The 22,088-nt window shown below is 68.1% G+C and carries 12 protein-coding genes; 9 read left to right on the top strand and 3 right to left on the bottom strand.

The genetic code is table 11. The features are described from left to right. Positions 1-22 precede the first annotated feature (22 nt). The 6 genes from NYR55_RS14455 to NYR55_RS14480 all read left to right on the top strand — a co-directional run bounded on the left by NYR55_RS14455 (position 23) and on the right by NYR55_RS14480 (position 11,767). Positions 23-643: a S24 family peptidase gene (locus NYR55_RS14455; RefSeq protein WP_260022259.1), complete on the top strand. Its 621-nt coding sequence runs from the start codon at positions 23-25 to the stop codon at positions 641-643. 110 nt (positions 644-753) lie between these two features. Further along, a complete protein-coding gene (locus tag NYR55_RS14460) occupies positions 754-966 on the top strand; it encodes a hypothetical protein (protein ID WP_260022260.1) in 213 nt (70 codons plus the stop codon). A gap of 96 nt (positions 967-1,062) precedes the next feature. Then, the gene (locus NYR55_RS14465) at positions 1,063-3,054 is read left to right on the top strand and encodes an autotransporter assembly complex family protein (protein ID WP_260022261.1); all 1,992 of its coding nucleotides are present in this window, start codon (positions 1,063-1,065) and stop codon (positions 3,052-3,054) included. Then, positions 3,051-7,220, top strand: a complete 4,170-nt coding sequence (locus NYR55_RS14470; RefSeq protein ID WP_260022262.1) for a translocation/assembly module TamB — start codon at positions 3,051-3,053, stop codon at positions 7,218-7,220. Before NYR55_RS14465 ends, NYR55_RS14470 begins: the two co-directional genes overlap by 4 nt. A gap of 96 nt (positions 7,221-7,316) precedes the next feature. Beyond that, a complete protein-coding gene (locus NYR55_RS14475; RefSeq protein WP_260022263.1) occupies positions 7,317-8,618 on the top strand; it encodes an Hsp70 family protein in 1,302 nt (433 codons plus the stop codon). Between the two features lie 125 nt (positions 8,619-8,743). Further along, positions 8,744-11,767 carry a sugar-binding domain-containing protein gene (locus NYR55_RS14480; RefSeq protein WP_260022264.1) on the top strand — a complete coding sequence of 1,008 codons (3,024 nt, stop codon included), beginning with the start codon at positions 8,744-8,746 and terminating at the stop codon, positions 11,765-11,767. Positions 11,768-11,797: 30 nt separating this feature from the next. Here NYR55_RS14480 and NYR55_RS14485 read toward each other — a convergent pair whose 3' ends face one another. After that, positions 11,798-14,728, bottom strand: coding sequence for a DUF2339 domain-containing protein (locus NYR55_RS14485; RefSeq protein ID WP_260022265.1), 2,931 nt, complete (start codon positions 14,726-14,728; stop codon positions 11,798-11,800). A gap of 85 nt (positions 14,729-14,813) precedes the next feature. Beyond that, a complete protein-coding gene (locus tag NYR55_RS14490) occupies positions 14,814-15,467 on the bottom strand; it encodes a TetR/AcrR family transcriptional regulator (RefSeq protein ID WP_260022266.1) in 654 nt (217 codons plus the stop codon). 100 nt (positions 15,468-15,567) lie between these two features. Here NYR55_RS14490 and NYR55_RS14495 point away from each other — a divergent pair, with 100 nt between their 5' ends. From NYR55_RS14495 to NYR55_RS14505, 3 genes are read left to right on the top strand one after another with little or no spacing between them, the layout of a single operon-like run. Next, on the top strand, positions 15,568-16,974 hold the full coding sequence (locus tag NYR55_RS14495; protein ID WP_260022267.1) for an efflux transporter outer membrane subunit: 1,407 nt from the start codon (positions 15,568-15,570) through the stop codon (positions 16,972-16,974). Further along, the gene (locus NYR55_RS14500) at positions 16,971-18,122 is read left to right on the top strand and encodes an HlyD family efflux transporter periplasmic adaptor subunit (protein ID WP_260022268.1); all 1,152 of its coding nucleotides are present in this window, start codon (positions 16,971-16,973) and stop codon (positions 18,120-18,122) included. The genes NYR55_RS14495 and NYR55_RS14500 overlap by 4 nt, the downstream gene beginning before the upstream one ends. A 3-nt stretch (positions 18,123-18,125) precedes the next feature. Then, positions 18,126-19,688 carry a DHA2 family efflux MFS transporter permease subunit gene (locus NYR55_RS14505; RefSeq protein ID WP_260022269.1) on the top strand — a complete coding sequence of 521 codons (1,563 nt, stop codon included), beginning with the start codon at positions 18,126-18,128 and terminating at the stop codon, positions 19,686-19,688. Between the two features lie 76 nt (positions 19,689-19,764). On the opposite strand, the gene katG is transcribed toward NYR55_RS14505, so the two are convergent. Next, positions 19,765-22,026: a catalase/peroxidase HPI gene (katG, locus tag NYR55_RS14510; protein WP_260022270.1), complete on the bottom strand. Its 2,262-nt coding sequence runs from the start codon at positions 22,024-22,026 to the stop codon at positions 19,765-19,767. Positions 22,027-22,088: the final 62 nt, after the last annotated feature.

Here is a 22,088-nt window from a genome sequence, read left to right on the forward strand (position 1 = left end):
ATCCTTGGCCTATGACGGAACAATGGATGACGATGCGCAACGCACCGCGCTGGCCCGGTTGATCGATGCCAGCGGCGAAAGCCTGACCGCCCTGTCGCGGTTGATCGGGCGCAACGACGCCTATCTTCAGCAATATCTGCGGCGCGGTTCGCCCCGCCGTTTGCCAGAGGCGGAGCGGGGGCGGCTTGCCCGGTATCTGAGCGTGCCCGAATCGGCATTGGGCGGGCCGGTCGTCCCCGCTGCGGTCGCGGTGCCGCGGCTCGATCTGGCGGCGGCGGCGGGGCGGGGCGCGCTGGCGGACGATGCGGCGATGCTGGCGATGACCAGCGTGCCTGCGGATCTGTTGCGCGCCCTTCGCCTCGATGCGGCAACGCTCGCCTTTCTGCGGGTACAGGGCGAATCGATGGAACCGTTGCTGGCGCCCGGCGACGAGATTCTGGTCAACCGCGCCGATCGCCGCATCACGCATCAGCCCCGGTTGATGGTGGCGCGGGTGGACGGCGCGCTGGTGGTCAAACGGATCGCGCTTGCCCCGGCCGGGGTCCGGCTGATCAGCGAACACCCCGCCTGGCCGCCCGTCGATCTGGCCCCCGATGCGGTCGAACCGGTCGGCCGGGTGGTGTGGATGACGCGCCTGTTCTGACGGCGTTGCCCCCGCAAATGGTGAATGCGCCGCTTACCCTGTCTCTGCACCAGCCGCGCAGGGTTTTGCATTACGGGGCATGACCAACGAAAAAACAGCCAAGGCGCCTCATGCACGACCTGTTCTACCTGTCCGATCCCGGCGAAGTTGCCATGGCTCAGGACCTGATCCGCGAATTTGGCGAGGATGCGGGGTTCGAAGCGGCGGAACGGGCGGATCACAGCCGGACGGTGGGCAATTACCTGCACTTCTGCCGCTGGCGTCAGATCGAGCGGCTGATCCTGGTGCTCGGCAATCCGGTGGCGGTGGGCACCATCCACTGATAGCTGGGGCGCGGGCGCGGAAATGCGCCACAGTTGACCGGAAAAACGCCGCCAAGTCATTGTGAGGGCCTGCTGCTTGCGGCATGGATCGCCTTGATGGCGTGCGTGGATCGCTTTTCGGCGGGTGGAATCGCCGCTGCATTGCTGCTGGCGATGGGCGGAACGACCGCGCATGCGCAGGACATTGCGCCGCCCGCACCGCCGCCGCCGCCGGTACCCGCTGCCCCCGGACCGGAACTGGACCCCGATTCGCCGATGGCCGACCTGCCCGATTTCGGGGTGGACTGGCCGGACCTCGCAACGCCGCTACCCGGTGAACAGGCGGATGCCACCGACCCCGATGCCGTGGTGGTCGAGGGCGCGGCCGAACGGCGCTATCGCTATGCGTTGCAGGGGGTGGACGGCATTGCCGACCCCCTGTTCCTGCAGCGCTTTCGCGAAGGGTCGGCGCTGGAGGCGCATGACGACGAACCGTCCAACGCCGCGCAGATCGAACGGCGCGCGCGGCAGGATGTGGAACTGCTCGACGAACTGATGCGCGCGGCCGGCTATTACGACGCCCGCGTCCGGCCGCGGATCGGCGCCGAAGCGGACACCATCCTGGTCACGCTCGATGTGACGCCGGGGCCGCGATACACGATCGATACGGTCGCCTTGCCCGGCCTGGACGCCGCCGGGCCGCGCGCCGACGAACTGCGCGGCGCACTGACCCTCAATCCCGGCGATCCGGTCGATGCCGACAAGGTTGTGGCGGCCGAGGACAAGCTGCGCACCACGATCGGCAGTCAGGGTTTCCCCTTTGCCGAGGTGGGGGAACCGGCGCTGGTCGTCGATCACGATACCCGCACGGCGACGCTGACCCTGGATGTTCAGCCCGGCGGCGAGCGGCGCTTCGGGCGGATCATCACCACCAATGACCGCGTGTTCGATGGCGACCATGCCCAGGATATCGCCCGGTTCCGCCCCGGCCAGCTGTACAATGCCGCCGATGTCGATGATCTGGAGCGCGCGATCATTCAGACGGGCCTTGTCTCCTCGGTCAAGCTGACGCCGGTGGAGGGGGAGGCGCCCGGCACGGTCGATCTGTCGCTGGCCATGGAGCCAGCGCCGTTCCGCACCATCGGCGCGGAAATCGGCTATGGAACCGGCGAAGGCGCCCGGATCGAGGGCAACTGGACGCACCGCAATTTCGTAAAGCCGGAAGGCGCGCTGACGCTGCGCGGTGTGCTCGGCACGCTGGAACAGGTGGCGGCAACGACACTGCGGTTCAACAATTTCGGTCAGCGCGACCGCGTGCTGACCGTCGGCATCGCCGCCACGTCGCTGCGGCGAGAGGCGTTTCAGGCGACGGGGTTTCAGCTGTTCAGCACGCTGGAACGGCAATCGAACATCTTTTTTCAGAAACCCTGGACCTGGTCGATCGGCACCGAACTGGTCGCCACCGATGAACGCGATACCATCGTGGGCACGGGCGAGTTTCGCCGGCGCACCTATTTCATCGGCGCGCTGCCGGCCAGCCTGACCTATGACGCATCGGATGACCTGCTCAATCCGACGCGCGGCTTTCGTCTCGGCGGACGGCTGAGCCCCGAAGTATCACTGTCCGGCAGCGTGTTCGGCTATGCCCGGCTGCAGCTCGACGCCAGCTATTATCAGCCGGTGAACGACACTCTGGTCGCCGCCGCCCGCGTCCGCATCGGATCGATCCTTGGCGCCCCGCGTGACGGCATTGCGCCATCGCGCCGTTATTATGCCGGGGGCGGCGCATCGGTGCGCGGATACGGATTTCAGGCGATCGGGCCGCGCGATCCCAATGGCGATCCGATCGGCGGCCTCAGCCTCACCGAATTCTCGCTGGAGGCGCGGGCAAAGGTGTGGGGCAATTTCGGTGCCGTCGCCTTTCTGGACGGCGGCAACATCTATACCGACACCTCGCCGGGGATCAGCGATTTCCGGTACGGGGCCGGGGTCGGCCTTCGCTATTATTCCAATTTCGGCCCGATCCGCATCGATGTGGGCACGCCGCTCAATCCGCAGCCGGGCGACAGCCGCATCGCGGTCTATGTCTCGCTGGGGCAGGCCTTTTGACCGAGGGGGCGGACACCGCACCTGCGTCGACGGGGCAGCGGCAGGGCGTGCGCTGGGGCCGCTGGGTGCTGGCGGCGGTCGCGCTTATTCTCGTTGCGATCGCGGCACTGGCCCTGTGGATCGACACGCCGGGCGGGCATCGCGTTGTTGCCCAGCGGATCGGGATGCTGCGCCCGGCCAATGGCATCACCTATTCGGTGCAGCGGATCGAAGGGTCGCTGTTCGGCCGCGCCCGCATCTATGGTCTGGCGATCCGCGATCCAAAGGGACTGGTATTCTATGCGCCCCGCGCCGACCTCGACTGGCGGCCGCTGGCGGGGATCGCCAACCGGCTAGATATCCGGTCGCTCGTCATCCCGGAATCGGTGCTGCTGAAACTGCCCGAACCGACGCCGACCGGCCGACAGGGTCCCATCTTGCCGGGGTTCGACATCGCCATCGCCCGGCTTCAGGCCGACCGCCTGCTGATCGGGCGGCGCGTTGCCGGGCGGGTGCGCGAAGGGATGCTGGCCGGCCGCGCCGATATCCGCGACGGCCGCGCGCTCGTTGATCTGACCGCGCTGGTCGCGGGCAGCGACCGGCTGCGCCTGCGGCTGGATGCAGAGCCGGATCGCGACCGGTTCGATCTGGATGGCGTTGCGCTGGGCAGCGGCGACGGCATCCTCGCCCGGCTGACGGGCCTGAACCGGCCGGTCAGCGCGGCGGTGCGCGGCGATGGCAGCTGGCAGCGGTGGCAGGGGGGCGCAGCCGTGCGGGCGGCAAACGTCCCGCTGGTTCAACTGTCCATCGCCAATCAAAGCGGCAATTTCCGCCTGAACGGCACCCTGGATCCTGCGCCGCTGATCGGATCGCGGGTCCGCGCGCTGTTCGCCCCGCGCGTGACCATGGTTGCCGCCGGCACGTTCCGCGCCCGCCGGATCGAGGGGCGGCTGAACCTGCGTTCCGATGCCCTGTCGGTGGAAAGCGAGGGCGGCGTCGACCTTCGCACCAGCGCCTTTCGCAACCTGCGCACCGTCGTCCGGCTGTCGCGGCCGGCGGCCCTGCTGCCCACCATGACGGGGACGCCCGTCGAACTTCGCCTGGTGCTGGACGGCGCCTTCGATACCGCCCGGTTCGATTACCGGCTGGCGGCGGAACGGGTGGCGTTCGGCAATACGGGGTTCGACCGGGTGCTGGCCGCGGGGCAGGGCCGGTTGTCCCGCACGCCGGTGACGGTGCCGATCCGCCTGTCCGCCGCGCGCGTGACGGGCGTGGGCGATGTGGCGGGCGGCATCCTGCGCAACCTGTCGGTCGATGGCGCGCTTCAGATTACCGGACGCACCCTGACCGCCAGCGACCTGCGCGTCCGTTCGGACAAGCTGAACGCACGCGCCGGGCTGCTGGTCGATTTCCCCAGCGGCCGGTACGAGGTGATGCTGAACGGCGGTCTGACCCGGCTGCTGATCCCCGGCCTTGGCATTGTCGATGTGCAGTCGCGACTGTCCGTCGTTCCCGATCCGGGCGGCCGGGGCGTGCGCGTGGTCGGGCGCGGCGTGGCGCAGGTCCGCCGGTTCGACAACGCGTTCCTGCTGTCGTTGGCCAAGGGGCTGCCGCGCGTCGAAACCCTGCTGGAACGCGGCAATGACGGCGTCATCTATTTCCGCAGCGCCCGGCTGACCTCGCCCGGCCTGACCCTGTCCGGCAATGGCTATCGCCGCAATGACGGCACGTTCCATATCGAGGCGGCGGGCCGCCACGTCGATTACGGCCCGGTTCAGCTGGTGCTGGATGGCCCGATCCAGCGGCCCCGGATTCAGCTGAAACTGGCGCGGCCCGGCCTTGGCCTTGGGCTTGCCGGCGTCGATGCCACGCTCGATCCGACGGCGCAGGGGTTCGATTTCGCCGCGACGGGCCAGTCGCTCGCCGGCCGCTTTGCCAGCGATGGCGCGATCCTGCTGCCCCCCGGCGGCACGGCGCAGATCCGGTTCGACCGCATCGACGTCAGCGGCGGCCGGGCATCCGGCACGCTGTCCATCGTCTCCGGCGGGGTTCAGGGCGCGCTGGCGCTGGCCGGCGGCGGACTGACCGGCACCGCCAATTTCTCAGCTCCCGGCGGGGTTCAGCGGATCGACGGCACGATCGAGGCGCGCGAGGCGCGGCTGGCCGATGCCTATGCCATCCGCCGCGGCCGCGCGACATTCGCCGTCGTGCTCAATCCCGGCGCGCCCAGTATTGAGGGCGACGTGCGCGCCTTTGGCGTGTCGAACGGCAGCCTGCGGATCGCCCGGCTTCAGGGAACGGCAAAGCTCGTGAATGGCGAGGGGCAGGTGCGCGCCACCATCGCCGGTGCACGCGGGCGCGGGTTTGAAATCTCCACCGTCACCGACATCGCCGATGGCGTCTATCGCATCGGGCTGGAGGGGACCGTCGACCGCCGCCCGATCAAGCTGGATCAGCCCGCAGAGCTTCGGTTCACGCCCGATGGCTGGGTATTGTCGCGCAGCCGCCTGACCTTTGCCGGGGGCAGCACGACGATCGGCGCGTCCAGCCAGGACGGGGCCGTTCGGGCCGATATCGCCGCATCGGCGCTGCCCCTGTCGCTGCTGGACATCGCCTATCCCGGCCTTGGCCTTGGCGGCACGGTGTCGGGCACGCTTGCCCTGACCGATCGGGGCGACGGGATGCCGACCGGGCGGATCGACGCCCGGGTGCGCGGCCTGACCCGGTCCGGACTGGTGCTGTCGTCCCGCGCGGTGGACATGGGGGTGACGGGCGTGCTGGACGGCGGCCGCGCCGCTGCCCGCGCCGTCATCGCCAGTGGCGGGCAGACGATCGGGCGCGCGCAGATGCGCCTGTCGCCGCTGTCGGGACGCGGCCCCCTGATGGATCAGGTGTTCGCCGCCCCGCTGTTCGCCCAGCTGCGCTATAGCGGCCCTGCCGACACGCTCTGGCGGCTGACCGGGCTTGAACTGTTCGACCTGACCGGCCCCGTCGCCATCGGTGCGGATATCGGCGGCACGCTGAACGATCCCGACATTCGCGGCTCGCTCCGGGCCAATGGCTCGCGCATCGAAAGCGGGCTGACCGGCACGGCGCTGACCGACATTCAATCCACCGGCCGCTTCACCGGATCGCAGCTGCTGCTCGACCGGTTTCAGGCAAAAACGCGCGGCGATGGCCGGGTCAGCGGCACCGGCAGCTTCACCTTCTCCGCCCGCGGCTTTGCGTTCGACCTGAATGCAGAGGCGCAGAATGCGGAACTGATCAATCTCGACAATCTGGGTGCGCGGGTCACCGGGCCGATCCGCATCCGGTCCGACGGGTCGGGCGGCACGATCAGCGGCGATGTGCGGCTGAACAGCGCCCGCTATCAGCTGGGCAATGCCGCCGCGACGGCAACGCCCCTGCCGCGCCTCAATGTGCGCGAAATCAACCTGCCCTTCGGCCGGGAGGAGGAGACGACCCCCATCGAGCCATGGCGGCTGGATATCCGCGCCCGCACCAACAACCTGGCCGTCACCGGCCTTGGCCTCGACAGCATCTGGCGGGCGGACCTGGTCATCCGGGGGGAGCCGACCGACCCCGCCATTACGGGTGAGGCGACGCTGGACCGCGGCGATTACGAATTTGCCGGCCGCAGTTTCGAACTGGAGCGCGGCGTCATCCGCTTTGACGGACGCACGCCCGCCAATCCCTCGCTCGACATCGTGGCACAGGCGGATGCCGACAATCTCAACGCCTCGATCCTGGTGCGCGGCAATGCGCTGCGGCCGGAAATCAGCTTTGCCTCGACCCCCGCGCTGCCGCAGGACGAACTGTTGTCCCGCCTGTTGTTCGGCACATCGATCACCAACCTGTCCGCGCCCGAGGCGCTTCAGCTGGCCGCCGCCGTCGCCGCGCTTCAGGGGGATGGCGGCGGGGGCCTGAACCCGATCAACGCGGTGCGCTCGGCCATCGGCCTCGACCGGCTGCGCATCCTGCCCGCCGATCCGCAGACCGGCGCCGAAACCTCGATCGCCGCCGGCAAGTTCCTGACCCGCCGCGCCTATGTCGAAATCATCACCGATGGTCAGGGATACAGCGCGACCAGGGCCGAATTCCGGCTGACCCGCTGGCTGTCGCTGCTCGGTTCGATCAGCACCATCGGGCGTCAGAGCGTCAACGTCCGCGTTCAGCGGGACTATTGATCGGCGGGTCCCACGTCCGCGCATCGCTGGACAGGCGGGGGCAACCTGCCATAGGCGCCCCGTTCCCATTCTCCTGCAACGCAAAGGATCATGATCGTGACTGGCGACGTGCCGGCTTCGCTCGGCCTCGATTTCGGCACGACCAACACGGTCGTTGCCCTGGCCAATGGACAGGGTGCGCCGCAACTTGTCCCCTTTGACGGGGAAGGGGCGGGCAGCGCCGTGTTCCGTTCCGCCCTGTGTTTCTGGGAGGATGAGGGCGCGTGGAAAGGGGTGGCGAGCGAGGCGGGGCCATGGGCGATCCACGAATATCTGCAATCCCCGCTCGACAGCCGCTTCGTGCAATCGTTCAAGACGGTTGCCGCCAGCCCGTTGTTCGAACGGGCGCAGATTTTCGGCCGCGCCTTCCGGTTCGAAGAGTTTGGCCGCACCTTCCTCAACCATCTGCGCAATCATGCCGGGGATCGGCTCGACCGGCTGCCGCCGCGCATCGTGGTGGGCAGGCCGGTGGAATATGCCGGATGGCGGCCGGACCCGGCGCTCGCCCGGCAACGCTATGACGCGATGCTGGATCAGTGGGGCACGCAAATCCATTATGTGTACGAACCGCTGGGCGCCGCATTCGGCTTTGCATCCCGGCTGGACAGGCCGACGACGCTGCTGGTTGCGGATTTCGGCGGCGGGACGACCGACTTTTCCGTCGTGCGCGTCGCAGAGCCTGGCCGCTCAAAGCGGTGCGAGCCGCTGGCGGCGGCGGGCATCGGCATTGCGGGCGATCATTTCGACAAACGGATCGTCGACAATCTCGTCCTGCCCCTGCTGGGCAAGGGCGGCCTTTATCGCTCGTTCGGCAAGGTGCTGGAAATTCCCGGCGGCTATTTCGGCGAGTTTTCCGACTGGTCCCGCCTTGCCCTGATGCGCAATCGCCGCACGCTGGACGAACTGCGCCGGTTACAGCGGGATGCCGTGGACCCTGCGCCCATCGGCCGGATGATCGCGCTGATCGAGCATGAACAGGGCTTCCCGCTGTACGAGGCGGTGGGCAGGGCCAAGCGCAACCTGTCGATGGCGGACGAAACGCGCTTCACCTTTGACGGCGGCGGGGTGCGCATCGACGTGCCGTTGACCCGCGGCCAGTTCGATCAATGGATTGCGGGCGACCTCGACCGGATCGACGCGGCGATGATGTCCGCGTTGACCAAGGCTGGGGTGACGCCGGAACAGATCGATCGCGTGTTCCTGACCGGCGGCACGTCGCTGATCCCGGCGATCCGCGCGCGGTTCGAGGCGCGGTTCGGCGTGGAACGGATCGCGTCCGGCGATGAACTCACCTCCATCGCCAACGGGCTGGCGATGATCGGGCAAGAGGCCAATCCGGCGGAATGGAGCGCGGACTGACCCCGAACCCCCGGGCGTGTCGCTGCGTCAAACGGCTGACAGCTCCTGTTCCGCTGCCATATGCTTGCCAACTCGCCTTTGATCGCACAGTGTGGATGGATAAACCATAATGTGGGAGTAGGGGTATGCGCGGATGGGTTGCGGCCGGTGCCGTGGGGCTGTTGTCGGCAACGTCTGCGCTGGCCCATGACGCATCCACCGTGGTCGCATCGCAACGCGCGACCTACAACCTCAACGCCGAATGGCGGACGATCACCGGCGATCCGGCGGGCGCGCATCTGAACGCGTTCGACGATGGCGCATGGACCTTGGCCACGCTGCCCCATGCGTTCAATGAGCGTGAGGCCTTTGCCCGTGATATCAAGGACCAGTCGACCGGGATCATCTGGTATCGCAAGCGGATCACGCTGCCCGCCGGGGCGCAGGCGGGCAAGGCGTTCCTTGAGTTCGAAGGGGTGCGTCAGGCCGCCGAAGTCTGGGTGAACGGGCGATCCGTGGTGCTGTCGGAACACGGGGCGATGGCGTTCGGGGCCGATATCACCGCCGCGTTGCAGCCTGGCGAAAATCTCATCGCGGTCCGCGTCGACAATGACTGGCGGTACAAGGAGCGGGAAAGCGGCAGCGGCTTTCAGTGGAATGACCGCAATTTCAACGTGAATTACGGTGGCATCACAAAGAATGTACGGCTGCACCTGACGCCAATCGTCTATCAGACGCTGCCGCTCTATTCGGCGCTCGGCACGACCGGCCAATATGTCTGGGCCGATCAGTTCGACATTCCGGGCCGCCGCGCGACCATCCATGCCGAAACGCAGGTGCGAAACGATGCCGCGCAGCCACGGACGCTGGCCTATCGCGTCGAAATCCGCGATCGCAACGGCCGCGTGGTCGGGCGATTTGACGGAGCGGACGCAACCCTTGCCCCGGGCGAGACGCGGACGCTGTCGGCCGAGGGGCGGATCGGTCGCCTGAACTTCTGGAGCTGGGGCTATGGCTATCTCTACCGCGTCACCACCACCCTGATCGAACAGGGTCGGACGATCGATGCCGTCGATACGCTGACCGGTTTTCGCTCGACCCGGTTCGGCGATGGCCTGATCCGGCTGAACGACCGCGTGATGCAGGTCCATGGCTATGCCCAGCGCAGTTCCAACGAATGGCCGGCGGTCGGTGTCTCCATTCCGCCATGGATCAGCGATTTTTCCAACGCGCTGATGGTCGACAGCGGCGCGAACATGGTCCGGTGGATGCACATCACGCCGTCGAAACAGGATATCGAAAGCGCCGACCGGGTTGGCCTGCCCCAGGCGATGCCGGCGGGTGATGCCGAGCGGGACGTGGACGGCCGCCGCTGGGAACAGCGGACCGCCCTGATGCGCGATGCGATCATCTACAACCGCAACAACCCGTCCATCCTATTTTACGAAAGCGGCAACGAAAGCATCAGCGAGGCGCACATGGCCGAGATGAAGGCCATTCGGGACCAGTACGACCCGCATGGCGGCCGGGCGATCGGATCGCGCGAGATGCTGGACAGCCGCGTCGCCGAATATGGCGGCGAAATGCTGTACCTCAACAAGAGCGCACGGCACCCGATGTGGGCGATGGAATACAGCCGGGACGAGGGCGCGCGGCTGTATCAGGACAACGACACCCCGCCGTTCCACAAGGATGCGCCCGATTACAACCGCAATCAGGACAGCCACGCGATCGAGGATGTCCGCCGCTGGTGGGATTTTTTCCGCATCCGGCCCGGCACCGGCCGACGGGTCAGTTCGGGCGGGGTCAACATCATCTGGTCGGACAGCAACACGCATTATCGCGGCGACAACAATTATCGCCGGTCGGGGGAGGTCGATGCGATGCGCCTGCCCAAACAGGGCTTTTTCGCGCATCGGGTGATGTGGAATGGCTGGGTGGATCCGGAGGCGCCGGCAACGCATATCGTCGGCCATTGGAACTATGCGCCGGGCACCACGCGGCCGATCACCGTCGTTTCCAACGGCACCTCGGTCGAACTGTTTCGCAACGGCCGTTCGCTCGGCATGGGCACCCGGTCCAGCGGGTTCCTGTTCACCTGGCCGGCGGTCGAGTGGCAGCCGGGGACGCTGCGCGCGGTCGCCGATGACGGTCGCTCTGCCCATGTCATCGAAACCGTGGGTGCGCCCGTTGCCCTGCGCCTGACGCCGCGCACCGGCCCGCGCGGCTTTGTGATGGACGGCGCGGACCTGGCGATGGTGGATGTGGAGGTGGTCGATGCAAAGGGCCGCCGCGTCCCGACCGCGAATGACAAGGTTGCCTTTACCCTGAACGGCCCCGCCGAATGGCGCGGCGGCATTGCCCAGGGCGACAGTTCGGGCAAGCCGCGCTCCACCGTCGCCGTTCAGGGCGAACTGGTGCCCGGCACCACGCCGACTGCGGGCACGGCGCGGGGTGAGGATAACTATATCCTGTCGCGCACCCTGCCGGTCGAGGCGGGGGTGAACCGGGTGCTGCTGCGCGCCGGGCGGAATGCCGGCACCGTGCGGCTGACCGCCAGCGCGCCCGGCCTGAAACCGGCGACGATCGCCATTCCGACCCGTGCGGCAGCGCCGCTGACCGGCGGCCTGTCACGGGAGTTTGCGAAAGCGGCTCAGCTCGGTCTGCTGACCCGCGGCCCGACGCCAGCGGGGGATTCGGTCCGTCCCACCCGGTCCACGCATCTGCCCGTTGCCGTCACCGCCGGGTCGAACCCGGGCGATGCAGCCACCACGTTCGACGATAACGAACTGTCCCGCTGGGCCAGCGATGGCCGCCCCGATACGGCGTGGATCGAATATCGCTTTGCCGCCCCGGTGACATTGAACGAGATCGAACTGAAGCTGGTCGGCTGGCGGTCGCGCGCCTATCCCATCGTCATCACCGTTGACGGGCGAGAGGTGTGGCGCGGCGAATCGGAGCGGCAGCTCGGTTATGCCGCAATCCCGTTTCCGGCCTCCACGGGACAGGTGGTACGCATCACCCAGACCGGGCCGACCACGGATCGGGATGCGTTCGGCAAGATCGTCGAGCTGGCGACCGCGCGACAGGCGGGGGATACCGGCGCAGATGCCATCGCCCCCGGCTGGCGGCTTGCCACCGTCGAGGCCGATTTCCACGGACCGCGCTGAACCCGATCCACCCCTGCCGACTGCCCGGGTCTAGGCGGCGCTGTCCGTGCGGCGGGACAGCTGGCGCGAATAGACCCAGCCAATGCCGATCAGGCTGAAGCCCAGCGCCATGAAGCTGGCGATCCGCAACAGGCCGTCCAGCCCGGCGGCGTCGATCAGAAACACCTTGACCACCGCGCCCAGCATCAGGACCAGCGACCCGATGCGCCAGCTGCGCAGCTTGCCCCGCGATCCCCACCACAGAAAACCGAGCGCCAGCACGATGCCAAGCAGTGAGATCAGCAGGCTTTCAGTCGGATCGATGCCGCGCGCGATCAGCACCGGCCCCGCAAACCCCTGCCGCAGCAGCGACAGCGCGAACAACGAAATCAGGGCCATGATCGCGGTGTCCACCGCCACCTTCGCGCCCGTGGTCACCGGCCCCCATTGGCGCTGCACGCCAACCAACCCGGCGATCGCGACCAGATAGGCCGGGGTCAGCCAGTTGGCGACCGGCACCGGGCCGACATCCTGCCCATACCATAACGGGTTGTGCAGGATCAGGGTGAACCACCCGAAATGCGCCAGCCCCGTCGTCATCAGGCCAATCGCCGCCGGACGCCGGATGTCCACCGGGGCGAGCCGCGCGACCGCCAGTCCGGCCAGCAGCAGCATCGCCTGCCACAAAGTCCGCTCACCCATCCCGTACTGAACGAACGCCGCGCGCGACGTGATGCCGAACAATTGCTTGTACACGCTGTGCAACAGGATCGCCGCCACGATGCCGACGGCCACCAGGGTCGCCCGGCGGACGGCGACGGGCAGGGTCGCGCCCCGCCATGCCAGCAGGATCAGGGCCGCGCACAGCGGCGCGACGTGCAGGGCCAGATCCCTTGGCCCGATCGCGGATGAGGCAAGGAACGGATCGCCAATCGCCGCCATCGTCCCGGCCAGTGTCCAGCCGACCAGCGGCTCCAGCGCCCAGATGCCGGCAATCGCCAGCGCGGTCAGCCACGCGGCCGTCCGGCTGCGCTGGCTCAGGAACAGCGCGGCAACACCCGCTGCGGCCATCCATGCCAGCAGCACGCCGGGCAGGACTTGCGCGATCATGCCGTAGCCAAGGGCAACCGCACCAACCTCTGCCACGCTGCGCGACGATCGGGGGCGGGCGGTCATCGCCAGTGCCGCAAACGGCACGGTCGCCGCTGCCCAGCGCAGGACGGCGCGCACCATGTCGACGGGGACGGCCCGGCTGCCCAACCCGGCCAGTTCGGCGGTAAAGGCGGGCGTCACCATCAGGGTAAGGGCAGTCACGACCGCCCCGGCCCATGCCATAGCGTGCAGCGCCGGGGCATCGCGCCGCCACTGACCGGCGATCAGCGCGCCGCTGACCGCCATCGCCATGATCGGGGCCGCCCATTCCGGGGTGATCAGCAGCAACGCAGCGAACGCAAGCAGCGCCCCGGACGCCAGCGGGGCCAGCACCTCGCGCGTCCGCCCCTGTTCGCCGCGCTGCCATGACAGCGCAAATCCCGCGACGGGCAGCACCGCCAGCCCGGCGAGAACGGCGGCCATCATCGGTTCGCTGGCATCCCCGGCCCATCGGCCAAATCGGCTGTACAGGATCGCCCCCATGATCAGCGGCACGGCCGAAAGCTGCACCAGATCGAGCAGCCGCGCCTTGCCCCGCCAGTGCAGGGCAAGCGGCACGGCGGCAAAGATCGCGATCTGCGCGGCCGCCACTCCGGCCAGCAACTGGGGATCGGGCCTTGGCCAGATGGCGATCAGCCACAGCCCAATCCCCGCCGCGACCAGCGTGCCCAGCCTCAGCGTGTCGAACCGCCAGCCCAGTGCCGTCAGCGCGGCACCGATCAACAGATACATGCCCCAGGTCAGCGGGGCGAAACCGGCATTGGTGACCAGCACCGCCATCTGCAGCGTGGCCAGCCCGCCAGCGACCAGATGCGGCACGCTCGGCCCGCCTCTGGCGTGCAGAAAGGCGGGCAGGACCGCGCCCAGCACGATCAGATAGACGCCCAGCGCGGCGAAATCCGACGTCCCCGAAACACCCGCCACCATCATCAGCGCGCCCCAGCCCAGCCCGGCCGTCAGTGCGGCATAGCTCAGCCAGCGATGCCGCTGTGCCTGCCCGCTCCACGCCAGCCCGCCCGTGACCAGGATCAGGTAAAACGACAGCAGCGGCACGTTCGCGCCATCGCTGGTGACCAGCAACGGGGCGGCAAATCCGCCGATCAGCCCGATGACCGCACTGGGCAATCCGAACCGGAACGACAGGGCGATGGCCGCTGCGGTGACGGCAGCCAGACCCGCAAAGGCCGGGCCGGCCCCCATCAGGCCATAGGCGGTGCCGGCCAGATAGAATGCACCATAAAGCGTCGCCAGACCCGCCCCGGCCAGCGCCTGACGCACGCGCGGATCGGCCACCCGCTCATCAAGGCGATAGGCCGCCTCCGCCCCGGCAAGCAGGCCGAGCCCGAACAGAAAACTCATGGCGACCCGTACACCGGGGGTCAGCAGGCCTGCCTCGATCGAAAAGCGGACCAGGAAAATCCCGGCAATGGCCAGCGCAAATCCGCCGCCCCAGATGGGCAGACGCCGGCCGAAAATTTCCTCGAAATCGAACGAAAAACCCCGGACTGGCTCGGCCGTGTCAACGGGTTCAGGCCCGGGTTCCGGTGGCGGCAATGGTTCTGCCCGGAAAACCGGCACCGGCTCCATCACCGGTTCGGGCGGTTGTTCGGCCGCAAACTCGGCCACGATCGTCTGCGGTTTAGGGGCCGGTTCGTCGGCGACCGGCGATGGGATTGCCGGCCACGGATCGGCCGGTTGCCGGTCCGGCGATGCGCTTCGCAATGCGGCCAGTTCGGCAGCCATCGACGCCATCTTGCGCTCGATCCGGGTCAGCCGCTGCCACAGCAGGGCGGCGATCACGCCGAACAGCAGGATGAAGAAAGCGTCCATGGTTCCCCGCCGTCATCGTCAACCGGCCGACGATTTGCAATCGCCAACTCGTTCGGGCTGTGCCGGGCCGGGCCGGTTCAGCGCATCAGTCCGGCTTCCAGGCCCGCATGAAACTGTCGACGCACAGGTCGATCTCTGCCTCGATCTCCGCGGGGGAGGGCGCTCCGGTCAGGCTCAGGATATGCTGCTGCGGCGATCCGTGGAACAGCATCCCGGCAAACTGCCGGGCCGCGACATAGGGGTCCCCCGCGCGCAGTTTCCCCATCTGCATCGCGCCGCCCAGAAATACCGACAGCCGCGCCTTGCCCCGCGCCTGTCCGCGTTCGTAGAATGTCCGCGCCAGTTCGGGAAACCGCCCGGCATTGCCGATCGCCAGCCGGTGCAGCTCGATCACCGGATCGGAATGAACCGTTTCCATCAGGGCTGCGGCATAGCGGCGCAGGGATTCGGCGATATCCTCGGTGGGGTCCAGCGGCACGTCCATCGCCCGGCCATATCGGGCGACCATCTGGTCCACGACCGCCGCGAACAGCGCCTCCTTGGACGGGAAATGCGACCACAGCGTCGTCTTCGATCCGCCCACCGCCGCCGCGATCGAAGACATGGACGTCGCGCCATAGCCGCGCGTCAGGAAACTTTCGCGCGCGGCCTCCACGAACGCTTCGCGCTTGATATCGCGCGATGTTCGTTCGGCATCGTCCTCCGGCTCGGCAGAAAAAACTGTACTGGTCGGTACCATTGCGATTGACAACCTATTGCACCGCACCCAAGTTGGCGGCGTACTGACCAGTATGGTGATCCTCGTGCGTCTTCGCAAATCCCTTTTCGCCCTGCCGCTGATGGCAACAATCGCCGGGTGCGCCTCGGTTCCGGCGCTGGGCGACCGGCCGGAGATCGCGTCGCCGACCCGCTATGCCGCCGAACAAAGCCTTGCTGCAGCGCCGCAGGGGCAATGGCCGGCCGATGGTTGGTGGCGGGCGATGAACGATCCGGCGCTCGACGCGCTGATGGACGAGGCGCTGGCCCAATCCCCCGATCTGGCGGTGGCGGCTGCCCGCGTGAACGCCGCGCGCGGTCTGGCCCAACAGGCCGGGGCCGCGCTGCTGCCCCAGGCGGGGGCAGAGGCAAGCGCGGGCGGACAGCAGCAGAGCCAGAACCTTGGCGTCCCCGCGCAGTTCGTGCCCGATGGCATCCGGGATGTCGGCCGCATCGCGGGCACGCTGTCGTTCGATCTTGATCTGTGGGGCCGCAATCGCGCCGCGCTGGCCGCTGCGACGTCGGAGGAACAGGCGGCAGAAGTCGACGCCAATCAGGCGCGCCTGTTGCTGACCACCAACATTGCGGCCGCATGGGCCGATCTTTCCCTGCTTCACGCCCAGCGCGATGTCGCGGCGGACGCCGTGCGCGTGCGTCAGGCGACGGCAGACCTGACCCGGCGGCGGGTGGACAATGGCCTGGATACGCAGGGCGAACTGGCTCAGGCCCAGTCGCTGGTCCCCGCCGCACAGGCAGAGGTCGCCGCGCTGGATGAGGCGATTGCGCTGACCCGCAACCGGCTGGCCGCGCTGGCCGGGGCCGGGCCGGATCGCGGCCTTGCCATCGGCCGGCCGGCGGCGGTGCCGATGGCACAGGGCGTGCCGGCCAGCCTGCCCGTCGACCTGATCGGACGGCGGCCCGATATCGTCGCGGCCCGGCTGCGGACCGAAGCGGCGGCCAGCCGGATCAAGGTGGCGCGCGCCGCATTCTATCCCAACATCAACCTGTCCGGGCTAATCGGGCTGCAATCGCTGGGCCTTAATCAGCTGTTCGATTCCGGTTCGACCATCGTCAATGGCGGCGCTGCGATCAGCCTGCCGCTGTTCGAGGGCGGCCGGTTGCAGGGCCAGTACCGCGGCGCCCGCGCGCAATATGACGAGGCGGTGGCCCGCTATGATGCCACCCTGCTTCAGGCGATCCGGGAGGTGGCGGACGCAACCGCCAGCCTCAACGCCCTGACCGGGCGGCTGGATCAGCAGCGCGCCTCGCTGGCGGCGGCGGAAAATGCCGCCCGCATCGCGCGCATCCGGTTTCAGGGGGGCCTCGCGAACCAGCTGACCGCCCTTCAGGCCGATAATCAGGTGATCGTCGCCCGCCGCGCCGTCACGGACCTGGAGGGGCGTCGGCTTCAGCTCGACGTCGCGCTGGTCCGGGCATTGGGCGGCGGCTTTTCCGATACCGGCTCGCGTCTTTCAGGAGCACGTCCATGACCGAATTGTCCAAGGAACCGCTGGTGGCCGAAGCGGAAGTGGCGGCCCCGGATGAACTGCGCACGCGGCGCAAACGCTGGTTCGGCTATCTGGCAATCGCCATCGTCGTTGCGGCGGCGGCATGGGGCGTCTGGTACTGGCTGGCCATGGCGGGCCGGGTGTCGACGGACAATGCCTATGTCGGCGCGGACACGGCCGTCGTGACGCCGCTGGTCGCCGGGCCGGTAATGGACGTGCGCGTCGCCAATACCCAGTCGGTGAAAAAGGGCGATGTGCTGGTCCGGCTGGACCCGGCCGATGCGCAGATCGCCGTGGCACAGGCGGAAAGCGCGCTGGCGCAGGCGATCCAGCGATATAATCAGGCGCGGGCTCAGGTCAGCGCCGCCGCCGGTCAGGCGGGTGCCCGCGATGCCGATATCCGACAGGCGCAGGCCCGCGTTGCCGATGCCGCCGCCGCGTTCGAACGGGCGCGGGTCGAACTTTCCCGGCGAGAGGCGCTGATTGCCAGCGGGGCGGTGTCCGGCGATGAACTGACGGCGGCGCGGACCGCCTTTGCCTCCACCCGCGCGGCGCTCGATCTGGCGCGGGCTGGTGTGGCCAGCGCACAGGCGGCGCGCAAGGCGGCGGGCGGCGACCTTGGCGCGACTGAGGCGCTGGTAAAGGGCACCGATCGCGAAACCGCGCCGGAAATCGTTGCCGCCCGCGCCCGGCTGGATCAGGCCCGGCTGGACCTTGCCCGCACGGTCATCCGTGCGCCGGTCGACGGCGTCGTCACCAACAAGCAGATTCAGGTCGGCGCACGCGTCGCCGCGGGCAGCCCGATCATGACGCTGGTGCCGCTGCGCTCCGCCTATGTCGATGCCAATTTCAAGGAGGATCAGCTGGCCAGCGTCCGCCCCGGCCAGCCGGTCGAACTGACGTCCGATTTCTATGGCGACGATGTGGTCTTTCACGGCCGGGTCGTCGGCTTTTCCGGCGGCACCGGTGCGGCCTTTGCGCTGATCCCGGCTCAGAACGCGACGGGCAACTGGACCAAGGTGGTGCAGCGCCTGCCGGTGCGGATCGCGCTGGATCCGGCGGAACTGACCCGGCATCCGCTGCGGGTCGGCCTGTCGATGGATGCGACCATCGACACGCGCGGGCGCTGAGCCATGGCCAGCGCGGCAGCGGGTGCGGCGCCGCGGGGCGGCGGGCAGGGCATGGTCGAAAACCTGACGGGGCCACGGCTGTTCCTTGCCGCCTTTGCCCTGGCGCTCGCCAATTTCGTGGTGGTGCTCGATACCTCGATCGCCAACGTCGCGGTGCCGACCATCGCCGGCGGCCTTGCCGTGTCGCCGACCCAGGGGACCTGGGTCATCACCAGCTATGCCGTGGCCGACGCGATCAGCGTGCCGCTGACCGGATGGCTGGCGATGCGCTTTGGCAGCGTGCGCTGGTTCCTGATCTCGCTGGTCGGCTTCGGCATCTTCTCCCTGTTGTGCGGGGCGGCTACCTCGCTGCCGATGCTCGTCCTGTTCCGCGTGCTTCAGGGATTTGCCGGCGGCCCGCTGCTGCCCCTGTCCCAGACGCTCTTGATGCGGATTTTCCCGCGCGACAAACAACCTGTCGCGCTGGCGATCTGGGCGATGACGACGACGGCGGCGCCGATTGCCGGGCCGATCCTGGGCGGGCTGATCAGTGACAACTGGTCCTGGCCGTGGATTTTCTTCGTGAACCTGCCCGTCGTGGCGATCTGCTTTTTCGGCGTCTCGCGGCTGGTGACGCCGTTCGAGACGACGGTCGAGAAAAAGCCGATCGACTATATCGGGCTCAGCCTGCTGGTCCTGTTCGTCGGCGCGTTTCAGCTGATGCTGGATACCGGGCGCGAACATGACTGGTTCGAAAGCAGCTGGATCGTCGCGCTGGCCATCACCGCGGTCATCGGCTTTGCGATGTTCCTGATCTGGGAACTGACCGAACGCAATCCCGTGGTCGATATCCGGGTGTTCCGATATCGCGGCTTCATCGCCGGGGTGCTGGCCATCTCGCTCGGCTTCGGCGCCTTTTTCGCCCAGCTGGTGCTGACCCCGCTCTGGCTGCAACAGATCCTTGGCTACACCGCGACCGATGCGGGCTATGTCGTCGCCTGGGTTGGGCTGTTCGCGGTCATCATGTCGCCCGTCGCCGCGCGGTCGATCACGCGGTTCGATGTGCGCTTCATGGTGTCCGGCGGCCTGCTCTGGCTGGTCGGGCTGGCCGTGCTGCGCACCGAATGGACGACGGACAGCGATTACTGGCAACTGGCGATCCCGCACATCCTGCAGGGGATCGGGATGCCGTTCTTCTTCGTCGGGCTGACCTCGCTGGCGCTGGGCTCGGTTCCGCCGGACAAGGTGGTGTCCGCCGCAGGCCTGCTCAGCTTTATCCGGACCCTGTCGGGCGCGGTCGGCACCGCCTTTGCCACCACGCTGTGGGACGATGGCTGGCAACAGGCGCGGGCACAGCTGGCCCCGGTCATGAACGATGTCGACGGCACCATGGCGATGTTGCAGGCGCGGGGATTGAGCGAGGCTCAGGCGCGCGGCGTGCTCGACCGGCTGCTCGATGCGCAGGCGGCGACGCTGGGTGCCGAACATGTCTATCTGATCGCGGGCGCCGTGTTCCTGATCGCCGCCGCCATCGTCTGGATCGCGCCGCGGCCCAAGCGGGGCGGGGCGATTTCCGGCGGCCATTGACGGGGCAACCCCGCGCAGAAACGAAAAAGGGGGGCGGCCCGCAACGGACCGCCCCCCCGAATTCACCGGCCTTGGATCAGAACCGGTCGGCGGACATCACCTTGGCCCATGCCTTGGCGAAATCCTGTGCCATCAGCTTGCCGCCGTCGCTGGAGGCATAGACTTCCGACACCGCACGCAGTTCGGCGTTCGAACCGAAGATCAGGTCGACGGGCGTTGCCGTCCACTTGAACGTGCCGGTCGCGCGGTCCTTGCCCTCATAGACGCCGGGGGCCGATGCCTTGGTCCACACATTGTCCATGGACAACAGGTTGACGAAGTAATCGTTGGTCAGCGTCCCCGGACGGCTGGTGAACACGCCCGCCTTGCTGTCGCCCGCATTGGCGCCCATCGCGCGCATCCCGCCCAGCAGCACCGTCATTTCCGGCACGGTCAGGGCCAGCATATCCGCCTTGTCGATCAACGCCTCGGCCGGCCCCTGATAGGCGGCGTCGGTGTAATAGTTGCGGAAACCGTCGGCCTTGGGCTCCAGCAGGGCAAAGGATTCGACGTCCGTCTGATCCTGCGTCGCGTCGACCCGGCCCGGCGTGAACGGCACGGTCACCGCATTGCCGCCGGCCGCCGCCGCCTGTTCCACGCCGACATTGCCGGCCAGCACGATCAGATCGGCCAGCGACACCTGCTTGCCGCCGGTGGCGCTGCGGTTGAACTCGGCGCGGATGGCCTCAAGCTTGCCCAGCACCTTGTCCAGCTCGGCCGGATTGTTCACCGCCCAGCCGCGCTGCGGGTTCAGCCGGATGCGCGCCCCGTTCGCCCCGCCGCGCATGTCGGTGGACCGGAAGGTGGAGGCTGCCGCCCATGCCGTGCGGACCAGTTCGGTGTTGCTAAGCCCACTGGCCGCGATCTTGCCCTTCAGCGCCGCGACATCGGCGTCGGCGATCATGGCATAGGTCGCCTTGGGCAGCGGGTCCTGCCACACGAACGTGCGGGTCGGCACGTCCTTGCCGATGTACCGCGACTGCGGCCCCATGTCGCGATGGGTCAGCTTGAACCATGCGCGGGCGAACGCATCGGCGAACTCCTCCGGGTTTTCGCGCCAGCGCGTGGTGATCTTGCGGAACCCCGGATCCTCGCGCATCGCGATGTCCGTGGTGAACATGATCGGCGCATGGGTCTTGCCCGCGATATGCGCGTCCGGCACCAGCGACGCGGCCGACGGCTCGGTCGGGATCCACTGGATCGCGCCTGCCGGGCTCTTGGTCTTCACCCATTCAAACCCGTACAGGTTGTCCAGATACTGGGTGGTAAACTGGATCGGATTGGCCGACCAGGCACCTTCCAGCCCGCTGGTGACGCTGTCCTCTGCATTGCCCTTGCCGCACTTGTTGGTCCAGCCAAGGCCCTGCTTTTCAACGGGCGATGCGCCCGGATCGTTCGACACGCACTCCTCCGGCTTGTGCGCGCCATGCGCCTTGCCGAACGTGTGGCCGCCTGCGATCAGCGCCGCCGTTTCCTCGTCGTCCATCGCCATCGCGCCGAACGCGCGGCGAATGTCCATGGCGGCGGCCAGCGGATCGGGCACGCCGCCCGGTCCTTCGGGATTGACATAGATCAGGCCCATCTGCGTCGCGGCCAGACCCATTTTCAGGTTGCCCTTGGCATCGCGCCGCTGATCCGCCAGCAGCTTCGCCTCCGGCCCCCAGAACACCAGGTCCGGCTGCCAGCTGTCGACCCGGCCACCGGCAAAGCCCAGCGTCTTGAACCCCATGTCCTCCATGGCGACGTTGCCGGTCAGCACCATCAGATCGCCCCAGGACAGCTTGCGCCCGTACTTCTGCTTGATCGGCCACACCAGGCGGCGGGCCTTGTCCAGATTGACGTTGTCGGGCCAGCTGTTCAGCGGTTCGAACCGCAGCTCGCCGCCCGCCGATCCGCCGCGCCCGTCGCTGGTGCGATAGGTGCCGGCGCTGTGCCACGCCATGCGGATGAAGAACGGGCCGTAATGCCCGTAATCGGCCGGCCACCACGGCTGGGACGTGGTCAGCACCTTGCGGATATCCGCCTTGACCGCATCCAGATCGAGCGAGGCGAACTCCTTCGCATAATCGAAATCGGGGCCATAGGGGCTGGACTGCGCCTCATGCTGGCGCAGCGCGGTCAGGTCGAGCGTCTTTGGCCACCATTCCTTGGCATTGGCGGCCTGCGCCGGCGCGGTTTCGGCCGTAGCGGGGGCTGCGGCGGGGGCCGCGGTATCGCCGCGCACGGCAGCGCCGCTGGCAACGGCCAGCGGCGATCCGGCCAGCAGCAATAGGGCGATGAGACGGTTTCCCGTGTTCATGGCGTTGATGTTCTCCTGTTGGTTTCGCCCGGACTGGGCGATGCCGGCGCCGTTAGGAGAAG

This window comes from Sphingomonas sp. BGYR3 (genome assembly GCF_025153455.1).
In the GTDB taxonomy this organism is placed as follows: Bacteria; Pseudomonadota; Alphaproteobacteria; order Sphingomonadales; family Sphingomonadaceae; genus Sphingomonas.